Source organism: Paenarthrobacter aurescens (assembly GCF_041549525.1).
GTDB lineage: Bacteria > Actinomycetota > Actinomycetes > Actinomycetales > Micrococcaceae > Arthrobacter > Arthrobacter aurescens.
Window position 1 is genome coordinate 629,708 of the sequence record NZ_CP157456.1, and the last position, 13,690, is coordinate 643,397.

13 protein-coding genes are annotated in these 13,690 nt (G+C 62.6%); 5 read left to right on the forward strand and 8 right to left on the reverse strand.

Translation table 11 applies throughout. The features are described 5' to 3' along the window. Nucleotides 1-208: 208 nt before the first annotated feature. Complete coding sequence (locus ABI796_RS03120; RefSeq protein ID WP_174754520.1) at nucleotides 209-3,295, forward strand: S8 family serine peptidase; 3,087 nt, start codon at nucleotides 209-211, stop codon at nucleotides 3,293-3,295. A gap of 111 nt (nucleotides 3,296-3,406) precedes the next feature. Here ABI796_RS03120 and ABI796_RS03125 read toward each other — a convergent pair whose 3' ends face one another. The 4 genes from ABI796_RS03125 to ABI796_RS03140 all read right to left on the reverse strand — a co-directional run bounded on the left by ABI796_RS03125 (nucleotide 3,407) and on the right by ABI796_RS03140 (nucleotide 5,952). Further along, nucleotides 3,407-3,826, reverse strand: coding sequence for a serine protease inhibitor (locus ABI796_RS03125; RefSeq protein ID WP_141283282.1), 420 nt, complete (start codon nucleotides 3,824-3,826; stop codon nucleotides 3,407-3,409). Nucleotides 3,827-3,857: 31 nt separating this feature from the next. Next, nucleotides 3,858-4,796 (reverse strand): 3-methyladenine DNA glycosylase, encoded by a 939-nt coding sequence (locus tag ABI796_RS03130; protein WP_174754513.1) that lies wholly within the window; start codon nucleotides 4,794-4,796, stop codon nucleotides 3,858-3,860. Beyond that, nucleotides 4,783-5,319 carry an SSI family serine proteinase inhibitor gene (locus ABI796_RS03135; protein WP_141283280.1) on the reverse strand — a complete coding sequence of 179 codons (537 nt, stop codon included), beginning with the start codon at nucleotides 5,317-5,319 and terminating at the stop codon, nucleotides 4,783-4,785. The genes ABI796_RS03130 and ABI796_RS03135 overlap by 14 nt, the downstream gene beginning before the upstream one ends. 165 nt (nucleotides 5,320-5,484) lie before the next feature. Then, nucleotides 5,485-5,952, reverse strand: a complete 468-nt coding sequence (locus ABI796_RS03140) for a MarR family winged helix-turn-helix transcriptional regulator (RefSeq protein WP_141283279.1) — start codon at nucleotides 5,950-5,952, stop codon at nucleotides 5,485-5,487. 87 nt (nucleotides 5,953-6,039) lie between these two features. Between ABI796_RS03140 and ABI796_RS03145 the strand changes: the two genes are divergently transcribed. From ABI796_RS03145 to ABI796_RS03155, 3 genes are all read left to right on the forward strand, one after another. Next, a complete protein-coding gene (locus tag ABI796_RS03145; RefSeq protein WP_141283278.1) occupies nucleotides 6,040-6,264 on the forward strand; it encodes a hypothetical protein in 225 nt (74 codons plus the stop codon). 121 nt (nucleotides 6,265-6,385) lie between these two features. Next, the gene (locus ABI796_RS03150; protein ID WP_170224904.1) at nucleotides 6,386-6,616 is read left to right on the forward strand and encodes a hypothetical protein; all 231 of its coding nucleotides are present in this window, start codon (nucleotides 6,386-6,388) and stop codon (nucleotides 6,614-6,616) included. A gap of 168 nt (nucleotides 6,617-6,784) precedes the next feature. Beyond that, nucleotides 6,785-7,165: a lipopolysaccharide assembly LapA domain-containing protein gene (locus ABI796_RS03155; RefSeq protein WP_141283276.1), complete on the forward strand. Its 381-nt coding sequence runs from the start codon at nucleotides 6,785-6,787 to the stop codon at nucleotides 7,163-7,165. 109 nt (nucleotides 7,166-7,274) lie between these two features. Here ABI796_RS03155 and ABI796_RS03160 read toward each other — a convergent pair whose 3' ends face one another. The 3 genes from ABI796_RS03160 to ABI796_RS03170 form a co-directional block, all read right to left on the reverse strand. Continuing rightward, on the reverse strand, nucleotides 7,275-7,574 hold the full coding sequence (locus ABI796_RS03160; protein ID WP_141283275.1) for a DUF4193 domain-containing protein: 300 nt from the start codon (nucleotides 7,572-7,574) through the stop codon (nucleotides 7,275-7,277). 155 nt (nucleotides 7,575-7,729) lie between these two features. Next, complete coding sequence (locus ABI796_RS03165; protein WP_141283274.1) at nucleotides 7,730-10,225, reverse strand: glycoside hydrolase family 3 protein; 2,496 nt, start codon at nucleotides 10,223-10,225, stop codon at nucleotides 7,730-7,732. Beyond that, a complete protein-coding gene (locus tag ABI796_RS03170) occupies nucleotides 10,226-11,506 on the reverse strand; it encodes an MFS transporter (RefSeq protein WP_141283273.1) in 1,281 nt (426 codons plus the stop codon). It abuts the gene before it with no gap. A 135-nt stretch (nucleotides 11,507-11,641) separates the two neighbouring features. Here ABI796_RS03170 and ABI796_RS03175 point away from each other — a divergent pair, with 135 nt between their 5' ends. Next, nucleotides 11,642-12,241, forward strand: coding sequence for a TetR/AcrR family transcriptional regulator (locus tag ABI796_RS03175; protein WP_141283272.1), 600 nt, complete (start codon nucleotides 11,642-11,644; stop codon nucleotides 12,239-12,241). Nucleotides 12,242-12,308: 67 nt separating this feature from the next. On the opposite strand, the gene ABI796_RS03180 is transcribed toward ABI796_RS03175, so the two are convergent. Next, nucleotides 12,309-13,655, reverse strand: a complete 1,347-nt coding sequence (locus tag ABI796_RS03180) for an aspartate kinase (RefSeq protein WP_026005424.1) — start codon at nucleotides 13,653-13,655, stop codon at nucleotides 12,309-12,311. Nucleotides 13,656-13,690: the final 35 nt, after the last annotated feature.

The following is a 13,690-nucleotide window of genomic DNA, read 5'->3' on the forward strand; positions in this document are numbered from 1 at the left end:
TCTGTGACTCGGCTGGTTGCGCGGCTTTGACAAGAACTGTCAAAGGTTCAACCAACTACAAGTTGACAGGCCTGGGCGATGGAGCCTGGTCCTCCCTCAGTGAAAGGTGCAACCACTCGTGAAATCACAAGGAAAGAGCTTCGTCAGAAGCGGGGGACTGCGGAAGGCGGCGGCGCTGGCCGTGGGCCTGCCGTTGTTGCTCTCGTCCATGGCGATGCCGGCCCAGGCCGCTCCCGCCCCGGAGACGCCCGGGAACGTTGCAGGCGTGGCCAAGAAGAACCTTGACCCCAGCGCTTATAAGGACGGCCGCTACATGGTGGTCCTGGCCGAGAAGCCTGCAGCTACTTACGACGGCGGCACGGCGGGCCTTGCGCCCACCAAGCCCGAAGAAGGCAAGAAGCTCGACGCCGACAGCGCCGAGGTGAAGGAATACCAGCAACACCTCCAGCAGAAGCAGCAGGAAGTTGCCCGGCAGGAAAACGTCACCATCAAACGTGACTTCACAACCGCCGTCAACGGCTTCAGTGCCAACCTCACAGCGGACCAGGCCATCAACCTGGCCAAGGATCCCAAGGTCCTTATGGTGGCACCGGACACGCAGAACGCACCGGACTACTCCACCACTGACTTCCTTAAGCTCAGTGGCCCCAACGGCACCTGGGCCACGCAATACGGGGGCCAGGACAACGCCGGCAAAGGCACCGTAGTTGGTGTAATCGACACCGGATACACCCCCTCCAACCCGTTCTTCGCAGGAGAACCCGTTGGTCCGCTGGTGGGAAACCCCCAAGTTGGCGTTCCGTACCGCACCGCTGACGGCAAGATCGCCATGCTCAAGGCCGACGGCGATACTTTTGTGGGCGAGTGCCAGCCCGGCACTGACACTGGTGCCGACTACGACGGCAGCGCCTGCAACTCCAAGGTCCTCAGCACCCACTACTTCGCTGACGCCTTCCTGGAAACCGTTCCGCCGGAAAACCGTGCCCCGGAAGAAGTCATCTCTGCCGTTGACGTGGACAGCCACGGCACCCATACGGCCAGCACCGCAGCGGGCAACGCCAACGTTGACGCCGTAGTGGATGGCCGCAGCTTTGGAACCACCAGCGGCATTGCACCGGCCGCCAAGCTGGCCGTCTACAAGGTCTGCTGGGAAGACACCGATCCCGCTACGGGCGGCTGCTACGGCTCCGCTTCAGTGGACGCCATTGAGCAGGCCATCCTGGACGGCGTGGACGTGCTGAACTACTCCATCTCCGGTTCAACAACATCCACCACGGACCCTGTTTCCCTGGCATTCCTCTCAGCAGCTTCGGCAGGGATCTTCGTTGCCACCTCGGCCGGAAACTCCGGACCCACCGCCAGCACCGTGAACCACGGAGCACCGTGGCTGACCACCGTTGCAGCAACGTCCTTCTCCCAGGAGCTTCAGGGCACTGTTGAATTCTCCGATGGCAGCAAGTTCCGCGGAGCGTCCATCATGAACCGTGAGGTGACCGGGGCCGGCGTCGTGCTTTCCACCAATGCTGCAAGCGGTGAAGGAAACGCCGCGCTCTGCGCCCCGGGCTCACTTGACCCGGCCAAGGTAGCCGGCAAGGTAGTTGTGTGCGACCGCGGTGTGGTTGATCGGACCGCCAAGAGCGCCGAAGTTCTGCGCGGCGGTGGCGTGGGCATGATCCTGGTGAACCTGACGGACTCCTCACTGGACACTGACAAGCACGTCATCCCCACCGTCCACGTGAACCCGCCCGCTACGCAAACCATCAAGGACAAGGTCACGGCCAACCCGGCCATCACCGTTTCCCTGCTGAACCGCGACACCACGGGCCTGCCTGCCGAAGCGCAGCCGCAGATCGCCGGGTTCTCCTCCCGCGGTCCGCTGCTGGCCACCGACTCGGACCTCTTGAAGCCTGACGTGTCCGCTCCCGGCGTGGCCATCCTTGCGGGTGTTTCGCCGATCGGAACCGGCGGAGACAACTTCGGTTTCCTCTCCGGAACGTCCATGGCCTCACCCCACGTTGCCGGTTTCGGCGCGCTGATCCTGGGCAAGAACCCGCAGTGGTCCCCGGCCACCGTGAAGTCCGCCATGATGACCACCGCTGGTCCGGTCAAGCTGGCCAACGGTGCCGTCAACAAGGACGTCTTCGCAACCGGTGCGGGACAGGTGGATCCCGCAAAGGTCCTTAACCCGGGCCTGGTGTATGACAACACCACCGAGGACTACCTGAAGTTCGTCCAGGGCACGGGCATGGATTTGGGCATCGAAGGCCTGGGCACAACCCAGCCACGGGACATGAACGTACCTTCCTTCGCACTGGGCAACCTCGCCGGCAAGATCGAGGTCACCCGCACCGTCACGGCACTCACCCCCGGCCTGTACCGGGCAACGGTCAACGTACCCGGAGTCAACGTCAAGGTCACTCCGTCCGTACTGAACTTCGGTGCCGCGGGTGAGAAGAAGACGTTCAAGGTGCAGTTCGAGAACAACAGCGCCGCGCTGGGCAAGTTCGCCATGGGCTCGCTGAGCTGGCAGGGCGCCAACAAGACCGTCACCTCGCCGATCGCTGTCCGTCCCCAGTCCGTCATCACGGACAAGGCACTGACCTTCACCGGAACCGGTCCCAACGGCTCCGGAACCATCAACATCACCTCCGGCACCAACCTGCCGGTAGGCGTCACTGTTGATGGCCTCTCCAAGGCTGATTCCTCGGCAGTGGAACTGGTTCCGGGTCCGTTTGCCGGTGAAACCAACGCATCCAACTACGTGAAGAAGGTAACGGTCGGTCAGGGCAGTGCTCTGGCCAAGTTCTCGGTCATCTCCTCCGACGAGGCTGCGGACTTTGACATGCTGGTGGTGACCCCCTCCGGTCAGCAACTGCCCGCAGCTACAGCGTCAGCCAGCGAAACGCTGTCAGTACCCAACCCGGCGGCAGGCGACTACTACGTCTACGCCAACCTGTACGCAAGCCCCAACAACCAGGCCACCAAGGCCACCGTTGATGCTGCCGTACTGGGCGCCAACCAGGGGAACGCTTCCGTGACGCCAAACCCGATCCGCCTCGCCAACGGCAAGACGGGCCAGATCACGCTGAACTGGACCAACCTGGAGCCCGGCTCCTACATTGGCCGGCTGACCTTCGCAGGTACCAGCGAGCCGAGCTTCGTCACCGTCCTGGTCAACCCGGGCGGAACGGTAGTGGTCCCGGATGAGGAAGACCCCAAGAAGGACAAGAAGGACAAGAAGCACGGCGGAAAGATCCGCGCCGACGAGCCCACACAGGGCAACAACGCAGGCTAGGTCTTCTTGATGCAGTAACTGATTCAGTAACAGCAGTGGCCGGCGGGGATACCCGCCGGCCACTGCTGTTTACCATGCGACCGCCAACAGGACGGTCCGCCGTTCCACGCCCTAAATGGCGCCGGTTGAGCCTCCGGTATTGCCCAGAAGCGATGCCAGCGCCTTCCACCGCGCAATCTCACAGCCATCAGTCAGGCTGAACTGGCTGTGAACTTTCCGTCCACGGAACCATCCCTTGACCACAGCTACCTGCGGGCCGCCATACTGCTGAGTGCAGATCCGGTCCGGGCGGGGCTCGGGGAAGAAGACTTCCTCACCGAACTGCTCGACGGCGGCCAGCGCCGATTGCGCGTCCGGCAAGTTTGAATCCACCGTGTCAGGGTCAGGCGACAGGATGCCCGCGGACGAACGGAGATGGAACACCCGGCTTTCAGCGCCAGGCTCCTCCGTGAGCGTGACCGTGAGGTCGATGTCGTACTCGCTCTTGGCTGTGTCGTTGTTGCCTGCATCGCTGTTCTCTGCGGAAACCATGGTTACCTTTCGCTGGTGGCGGCGGGGGTGCTCAGGCAGCCAAACCGCTCAGCTCGTCCAAGAGCGGCCCTACTGCCTGAAGCACCCGGGCCCGCAGCTCCTGGGATTCGGCCGCGAAAGCCCTCTGGTATTCAACGTACTCGGATTTACCCTGCGGTGTCTCAATCCTGATGGGCGGGTAGCCCCATTCTTCAAGATCGTAGGGTGAGGCCTGCATGTCCATGGCCCGGATCCGCCACGACAACTCGAAAGCGTCCATCACCAGCTCGCTCGGCAAGGCGGGGGTGAGCTTGTACGCCCATTTGTAGAGGTCCATGTTGGCATGAAGGCAGCCCGGCTGTTCCATGGTGCGCTGGTTCTCCCGGGTGGGGGTTAGATCATTGAGCGGGGTAGCGTCCGGTGTGTAGAAGCGGAAAGCATCAAAGTGCGAGCACCGGATGCGGTTCTGTTCAACAACGGTGTCCGTGCCCTCGCCGCCCAGCCTCAGCTTCAGGTACTCATGGCGCAACTCAAACTTTTCCTGGCGGTACACCATTGCCCACTCGTGCAGCCCGAAGCACCCGAACTGTGCCGGACGCTTTGCCGTTCCCGCGAGGATGATTCCTGCAAAGCGCACGGCCTCGGCGCGGTCGGACATAAAGCTGTCCCGGTCAAAGGTGACCGCAGGCGTTCCTGAGGGCAGCCCCACTAAGGCAAGCTCGGCGTCGTCGAGCGTTCGGTAGAACTTCCAAGCCGTGCGTTCCGCAGCGCGCTCGCCGCTGAGGACTACACCGTGGCCGGGATGCCAGCGCTGAAGCTGGCCCGGCTTCTGTGTGTAGTAGGTGAAGAGGAAGTCCTCCACGGGGTGCTTCTTACCGGCCGAACGCCGGGCAAGGTACGGATCCGCATAACGCGCTACGCGTGAATGGTGGGCTGCCTCCAGCCCGAGCCATTGCTCCTGGGGGAGGTGCCGCAGCCTAGAGGCCGCCATCTGATCCGAGGACGCTCTTCGCCGCGTCCCAGAGGGCGATCTGGCATCCGTCCGTGCGGTTGAAGGACGCGCTGACTTCCTTGCCATCCACGGATCCGGTCACTTTGGCTGTTGCCGGACCGCCGTACTGCATGGTGCAGGCCTGGTCCGTACGCGGGGGCGCGGGGCTCAGGATCGAAGGAGAGCTTTTGAGGGTGTTGCAGGCTTCAGCCGCCGATGGGTGCTTGCTCTCGGCAGCGGGCGTGCCGCCTGTGCAGACGAGGGTGAAGTTCTGGGGCGAGGCTTCGGCAGTCTCTAGGAGCGTGATGGAGAGCTCGGCGTTGCCTTGGCCGGTGGCTGCGGACGTGCTGGTGGGGGAGGGGCTGGGGGTTGCGCTGCTGCTTGGGCTGCTGGTTGAAGAGGCCGACGACGACGGCGCCTGGGTTGCGCTGCCTGTGGAACCCGGAGTGGGGGTGCCTGAGCATGCGGCGAGGCCGGTGACGGCAAGCACCGCCAGGATGGGCCGAACAAATCGCATGCGCATGGAATCTCCTAGGTTGCGTCCATTTTACGTGGCACTTGTGGCGCCCGTTTATTTGTTCGCTTCAAGAAGACCACCGGCGGAGTGCGCTTGGCTAGGGGCCACGCGGGTTTGGGTCGAACCAAGTGCTGCGCGGCCAGCGTGGCAGCTTTGCCCGGCCTGTGGCGCCTAGACGGAGTTATGCCGTTGCGTGGCTGCGATCAGTCCGGTCATGGCTTGATGGAGTTCGGCTACTTCTTCACGGCTGAGCTGCAGGCGTTCACGGATCTCGCCCGGAACGGCTGTGGCCTGTTCGCGCAGTGCCGCGCCTTTGTCCGTCAGCTTGACCGCCAAGGCCCGCTCATTGCCGGCAACGCGCTCGCGGGTAATCAGCTCCGCTTCCTCAAGGCGCCTCAGGAGCGGGGAAAGGGTGGCGGGCTCGTGGAGGAGGCTGTCGCTGATGTCCTTGAGCGTGCGGGGGCTCCGTTCCCAGAGGGCGAGCATCACCAAATACTGCGGATGGGTGAGCCCCAGCCGTTCCAGTACGGGCTTGTAGACGCCCACAACGCTGCGCGAGGCCACAGTCAGGGCGAAGCACAGCTGGCGTTCCAGCAGGAGGTCATCGGTCTCCTGCGTGGACTCATTGATGGCTGTCATGGCTGCCTCCGGGGATGATTAGTTAGTGTACTAATGATTAGCGTACTATGGACGTATTGAACCGCCTAAAAGAGGAGTCGATCCAGCGTGGCCAAGGAATCCTTCACCCGGAAGTTCATGCGCGCCACAGGGAAGTTCCGGATTATTTTCGGCCCCGCGCACAGCAGCTCCCTGGACCATGAGATGACCGAGGCCAACCGGAAACTGCTGGTTCAGCGTCAGGCTGAGACTCAGCAATGGGAAACCCTTCGCCGGCCCGATGGCAGCACCTATGTGGTGCCCCGCAATCCGGATGACAAGTCGCTGCGGTAAACCCACCCTGCCGCCTCTTCGGCATTCCCGGCGAGCGGTTTCGGGCGTAAAATTGCCTCACTGAACGGCACGCACCAACCCTGCCGCTTTTCTCTCTCCGGTAAGGAAGGAGGTGGAAAACATGGGACGCAGAATGGAAGGCTTCGTCCATGTGACCGAGCGGCTGCAGTCCGTTTTTGGACCGGCAACCCACGGCGATACGGACGGCCCGGTGGTGCACAGGCATGATGATTTCGAGACCGCTTCCGAGGCGGATCTGAAGAACTTCGACGTCGAGACCGACTCTCAGGGCCATCACTACGCAGTCCGGAACAATGATCCCGGACCGACCACTACTGACTACAGCCTCTGACCGGGGCGTGAGATACCGAAGGGCCGGACCGCGAACTCCGGCCCTTCCTCGTTTTTCGGCTTTGCACACCTTGACCTTGGTCAGCTCACCGTGCAACTGTTGAGCAACTAATCAGCATGCTTATCATACGTGCAGCAGGATCAATGCTGGTGAAAGAGGGGGCCATCCATGAGTTTCCAAGATGATGCTGCAAGGGTTCCGGGTAGTGCCGCCCGTCCGGATCCGGGCAGTTCCGAGCACCGGGAGCGTGTCACACCCCCTGTCTCAGGCCACGACAGGCCAACCCGTACCGCCGCCTTGTGGGTTGCGGTGGCTGTGGGCCTGGTGGTCCTGGTGATGCTGATTGTCTTCTTCGTCCAAAACCAGGACATGATCACGGTCCGTTTCTTTGGGCTGGAGGGGACACTTGCGCTGGGCACTACGCTCTTCATCGCGGCAGTGGGCGGAGGCGTGCTGGTGGCCCTTGCCGGTGGCGCGCGGATACTGCAGCTCAGAATTGCCGGCCATCGCCGCAAGAAAGCTGTTGGCGGGCCGGGTACCGGCTACTAGCTAGCTTTAACTGCGGAAGGACCGGAGCTGTTGCTCCGGTCCTTCCGCAATTTAATCCCGACGGCGGCACTCCCTGACGATGTTCATTCCGCCGGGGTGGTGGGCTGTCTTAGCCTTCGCAGTCAGTGCAGTAAGCCACGCCATCTTTTTCGCGGGCAATCTGCGAACGGTGGCGGACCAGGAAGCAGGAATGACAAGTGAACTCATCGTTTGCCTGCGGGATGACCTGGATGACCAGTTCTTCAGCGACGATTTCGCCGCCGGGGCCGTTGGCGTCAATGCCATCGGTTTCGTCCAGTTCAAGCACGACACTCTTGGCCGTGGGAGCGCTGGCGGACTGGAGAGCCTGGAGGGACTGCTCCTGGTTCTCTTTTACATCGGTACGGAGTTCGTCGTAATCGGCTGCCACTTTTTAATGCCTCTTCGTGTTAGGGGGTTACCGGGTATGCAACGTACAGCATGCCACGAAAATTCCATACCATACCCCAGTTCCAGAGCTTGTGGCGAAAACCACGTGGGTGACGGGTAAAAAAACCCATCACCCACGGTGATTTCGCTCATATATTACCGGAGTTCAATGTTCAGGGTTTGAAATTCGTCGGTTGCGTGGCGACCCACCAGCAGGCCGAACGTGCCCTGCTCAAACTGCCAGCCGCCGTCGTAATGTGCAAACGCCTTGGCCGGGATGGTTATTTCCACGCTCTCCGTGCCGTTGGGGGCCAGATGGGTTCCGGCGTAGCCTGCGAGCCAACGCACGGGGCGCTCAACGGCAGAATCGGCGCGTTCCAGATAAACCTGCACTACTTCGCGGCCGGTACGGGTGCCGGTGTTCTTGACGGGAACGTGCACCACAACATCCTTGCCGGCCGGGACCACCTGCGGGGCGTGTGCCGTGCCGAGCTCGAACGTGGTGTAGCCCAGGCCGTAGCCGAAGGGAAGGGCCGGAGAGGCGCCACCGGCTGCTTCCTGCTTCAGCCATGCCCGGTATCCGATGTGGATACCTTCCGAGTAGACCACCTTGCCCTCCACAGGTGTGGTGTTCAGGACAGGGACGTCCTCCAGAGCTGCAGGCCAGGTGGTGGGGAGGCGTCCGCCGGGTTCTTCGGTGCCCAGCAGGATGTCCGCAATGGCATTGCCGAACTCCTGGCCGCCGAACCAGCCCAGCAGGACAGCGCCCACCGTGTCCAGCCACGGCATCAGCACCGGTGATCCGGAGTTCACCACCACCACTGTGCGCGGATTGACCGCAGCCACGGCTTCCACCAGCTGGTTTTGGTGGCCGGGAAGGTCCAGGTCCTTGCGATCGAAGCCCTCGGACTCAATGGCTGCGTTGGTGCCCACAACCACAACTGCCACATCCGAGTTCCGGGCAGCTTCCACGGCGGCGTCGATCTCGGCCTGCGGATCCTCCACCACGGTCTCCTCGCCCAAGAGAATGGCCGTGAACGGGATGATTTGTTCCTTGGGCAGTTGGTACTCGGCCTCGATCCGGACGGTCTGACCAGCGGTGGTTTCCACAGCGTGGACAGTCTTGGGAGGATCGAACAGGGCGGCGCCCAGGACTTCGGTATCGTCCTCAAGCTCGCTGTTGAAGACCTCCGTGCCGTTCAGGACAAAGCGGATCCGGCCCACGGTGCCGACGCCCAGGTGGTGGACGCCTCCTGTTTCGGCTGTCCAGTCCGCTTCCATGCGGATGGAGGCGGCGCCGTCGGGAATTCCGATGCCGAACCAAATCAGGTGCGACGCCAAGCGGTCTTCACCGGAGATCTTCGTGCCGTCTTCGGCCATGAAAGTCACGCGGATTCCCGGCACATCGGAGATTGGGTTGTGCAGCGAAGTGCGGGGGAATGGCTGGAGGCCTTCGGCTACTTTGGCGCCACGAGCATAGGTGACCGTGACGTCGTCGGGCAGCGCCTTCCGCAGGCCCTCCAGCGGCGAGACGGTGTACTTGGGCATCACCGTGGCACTGCCGCCACCCTGGGTACGTGCTTCCTCGGCGTTGTGGCCGATCACAGCAATGCTGCTGAGCGCCTTGGCGTCCAGCGGCAGGAGGCCCTGGTTGCGGACCAGCACGGCGCCGCGTACGGCAACTTCACGCGCGACGGCGGCCCCGTCCAGTTGCGCCGGGAGCTGGGTCACAGCAGGTTCGAAGCCTTCGAGTGAACCGACGCGGGCTGCCAGGCGCAGGATGCGGGTGACCTTTTCCAGGATCGCCTCCCGGCTGACGCGGCCATCGCTGACGGCGGCAAGGAGCCTGGGTCCCCAGTGGCCTACCGGACCGGGCATCTCCAGGTCCTGGTGGGCGTTTGCGGCGTCAACGGAGCGGACGCCGGTCCAGTCGGATACTACAACGCCGTCGAAGCCCCATTCGGTGGACAGCGGCGTTTCCAGCAGCTTGTTCTCACTGGCAGTGGTCCCGTTGATGGAGTTGTACGAGCTCATCACCAGCCAGGCGCGTGCCTCGGTGATGGCGTCCTCAAAGGCTGCCAGGTAAAGCTCGCGGAGTGCTCGATCGTCCACCACGGAGTCGGCCGTGAAGCGGTCAGTCTCAGCCTCGTTGGCGAGGTAATGCTTGGGGGTAGCGCCCACGCCCATGGACTGAACACCTGCAACGTACCCGGCAGCCATGGTTGCGGTCAGCCGAGGGTCCTCGCTCATGCACTCAAAGTGACGGCCGCCCAGCGGGGAGCGGTGTAGGTTGATGGTGGGACCCAGGACGGCATGGACGCCCTTACGGCGCGCCTCCTGCCCCAGTACCTGCCCGTAGCGGCGCGCGGTTTCGACGCTCCACGTTGCGGACAACGCCGACGACGACGGCAGGGAGACTGAGTCGTGACGCTCATCAAAGTCTTCGCCCCGGACGCCGGCCGGACCGTCTGACATGACCACGCGGGACAGGCCGATCTCCGGGATGGCGTGCGTGGACCAAACGTCTGCGCCCGTCAGCAGCTGTACCTGCTGTTCCAGGGTCAGGCTGTGGACGAGCTCGCGGATCTTCGCTTCGGCATCCGGGGATCCGGCGTGCGGCGCCGTGACGGCAGTTGCGAGTGTGGGATTCATTTACTTGACTCCTTTGATACGGGTGACGAGGAGGGCTCCGATGATGCCGACTACCGCGCCTCCGAGGAACAATGCGGGGTAGCCGCCCAGTGCGATGACGGGGAAAGCGATGGCCGGAACCAAGGATTGGGGGAGGGCCTGGGCGATGTTGAAAACACCGAAGGTCTTGGCATTCTCTGACTGATCGCTGGGCAGCAGATCGGTAATGAGGGCAACATCCACGGCGCTGAAAACACCCAGGCCCAGGCCCAGGATGCCCTGGCCTACCAACACTTGGCCGGTGTCGGTGCTGGTGGCAATGACCACCAGGCCGCCCATCATGATCAAGGCAGAGGCAATGACCATGCTCTTGCGCTTACCAAGGCGATCGCTGATCCATCCACCGGCGAGGCTGGTGATTACGGTTCCAACGGAGCTCACCAGGGTTGCCTGGAACACCAGGCTGGTGACCTGGCTTTCGGCCACGTGAAGGTGGTCGGTGAAGAAGTACGGCAGGTAGAGCAGCCCGGCACAGTAGCCAACGTAGACCAGGAACTTGGTGATCCAAGCCCACCCCAGGCCCGGATACTCCTTGGGGTTGAAGTAGAAGGAACCGAGGATTTCCTTGAAGTTCAGTGGTGCCGGTTTCTCGTTGAGGACACGGTCCTTGAACGTGAAAGCGAAGGCGATGGCAATTGCCGTGCCGATGATTCCCGGCACTACGGCCATCTGCAACGCGGTCTCGAACATCTGGGCCAGGAAGGCTGCTGCCACCAGACCAATGGGCAACGTCATGCCAATCAGGCCGGAGAGCCGTCCGCGCTCCGATGGGCCGGCCTGGTCCGGAAGCGTTGCTACCAGAGCGGCAAGGGCAGCGTTGAAGCCCAGCTGTGCCAAAACCCAGCCGATAAGTACGGTTGGGACCTCCGTGGCTGAACCCAGCAGGAACAGCGATGAAAGGCCCACCAGTGAACCGCCGACGATCCACGGTTTACGCATGCCAAAGCGGGACGTTGTGCGGTCGCTCAGCCGGCCAAAGAACGGATTGGCCAGCAACGCGACAGCGGCTCCTACGCCGGCCACGAGGCTGAGTGCTCCGGCACGTGTATCCGGGGTGGTGATCTCCGAAACCTTGATGGCCAGGACTACCAGTGCCGGGGCAAGGACGGCCATCCAGAGTCCGGCGCTCGCGATGGGCATGCCGATGACGTAAGCGCGGGGCGCGGCTTTGTGCGGGGTGCTTCCAAGGCCAGGGGTGACGGTTTCCGGGCCTGCGGTTGGCTGATTGATTTTGAGGGCCACATTGCCTCCTGATGAACGGTGACCCACCGTTGGGTCTTGGGAAAAGACTCTAGCCACAAAAACCGAGTCTGACTAGGTTTTTAGGAAAAAAGTCGAGTGAAGCTCGGTTTTTGACATGTCAAATAGACTGAACGGATGTCAACGTCCAAGGCCCGGGGCCAGTACGCCAAGGGCGCCGAACGCCGCGAACAAATCATTCAGACGGCAACCGATGTCTTCGCCACCGAAGGATTCGAAGGCACCGCACTCAAGCGGGTAGCCGAACTGGTGGGTGTCAAGGAAGCCACCCTGTTTCACTACTTCAAAGGCAAGCAGGAATTGCTCACTGCTGTCCTGGCCGAACGGGACCGGCGTTCGCTCGCCGTCGGCGGTGAGGCCGCGGCGGGACTGGGCCTGATGCCGCCCATCGCGGAGCGGAACGTCCGGGAGCCCGGATTGACCACGCTCTACGCCGTGGCCTCCGCTACCGCGAATGACCCCGGGCACGCCTCACACAGCTACTTTAAGGAGCGGTACGAGGCAGTGGTCCGGGACACCGCCGTCGACATTGAGCGGCGACAGAAGGCCGGCGAGGTACGTACCGACGTCGACGCCGTGATGCTGGCCAGGCTGACAGTAGCCGCCTTTGACGGCCTGCAGCTGCAGTGGCTCTATGACAAGAACGTGGACATGGCTGACGGGCTCCGGCAACTCATCGAGGTCCTGCTGGCGCCGTCGGCTTCTCAACAAATGTGAGTGGCACAAAAGCAGGGAAGGACCGGAGCGATTGCTCCGGTCCTTCCAATGCCAAGACTTTGTGACCCTAGCGGCCGGTGCCGCCGTAAACGGTAGCTTCAGCGTCGCCGTCGAGCTCGAACGCATTGTGGATGGCGCGAACTGCGTCATCCAGGGCGTCAGCGCTGGTCACCACGGAAATGCGGATTTCCGACGTGGAGATCATGTCAATGTTGATTCCGGCGTCGGAGAGGGCCTTGAAGAACGTGGCTGAGACGCCGGGGTGCGAGCGCATGCCTGCGCCGATGAGGGAGAGCTTGCCAACATGCTCGTTGTACTCGATGCTCTCGAAGCCGATCTGGCCCTCGGCTGCACGCAGGGCTGCAAGGGCGTCCGCACCTTCCACGATGGGAAGGGTGAAAGAGATGTCCGTGCGGCCGGTGCCATGGGTGGAGACGTTCTGGACAATCATGTCAATGTTCGAGTGCGCGTCCGCGATCACCTGGAAGATCGCAGCGGCCTTGCCGGGGATGTCCGGTACGCCTACCACGGTGACCTTGGCTTCGGACCGGTCGTGTGCAACGCCGGAGATGATTGGCTGCTCCAAGGCAACTCCCTCTTGAATAGTGAACTTTTCGTCGGCGCCGGGGATGACCCACGTGCCTTCGTTCTGGCTGAATGACGAGCGGACGTGTAGCGGCACACCGAAGCGGCGGGCGTACTCCACGCACCGCAGGTGCAGTATCTTGGCACCGGAAGCGGCCAATTCCAGCATTTCTTCGCTGGAAATGCGGTCGATCTTCTGGGCGCTGCTGACGACGCGGGGGTCAGCGGTGTAGATGCCGTCCACGTCCGTGTAAATTTCGCAGACGTCAGCTTCCAAGGCCGCAGCCAAGGCAACAGCTGTGGTGTCCGAGCCTCCGCGGCCCAAGGTGGTGATTTCATTGGTGCTGCGGCTCATGCCCTGGAAGCCTGCCACGATCGCAATGTGGCCCTTGTCCAGGGCGGTGCGGATGCGGTGGGGATCGACGTCGATAATTCGCGCCTTGCCGTGGATGCCGTCGGTAATCATGCCGGCCTGGGAACCCGTGAAAGACTGCGCCGAAGCGCCGAACTTGTTAATGGCCATGGCGAGCAGAGCCATGGAAATTCGCTCACCGGCGGACAACAGCATGTCCATTTCACGGGCGGGAGCCGAATCGGTGACCTGGCTTGCGAGGTCCAGGAGTTCGTCGGTGGTGTCGCCCATCGCGGAAACAACAACCACAACCTCGTTGCCGGCCTTCTGCGCATCCACGACGCGCTGGGCCACCCGTTTGATGCCATCAGCATCGGCAACCGAGGAACCGCCGAACTTTTGAACGATCAGCTGCTTGGTAATGGCAGCCTCGTTGGAGAGCTCTTCGATCTTCACTTCGGTAGTGGGCATAGTCATGCGCGCACCCTCACTGCATCAATAGGGTTCGAACG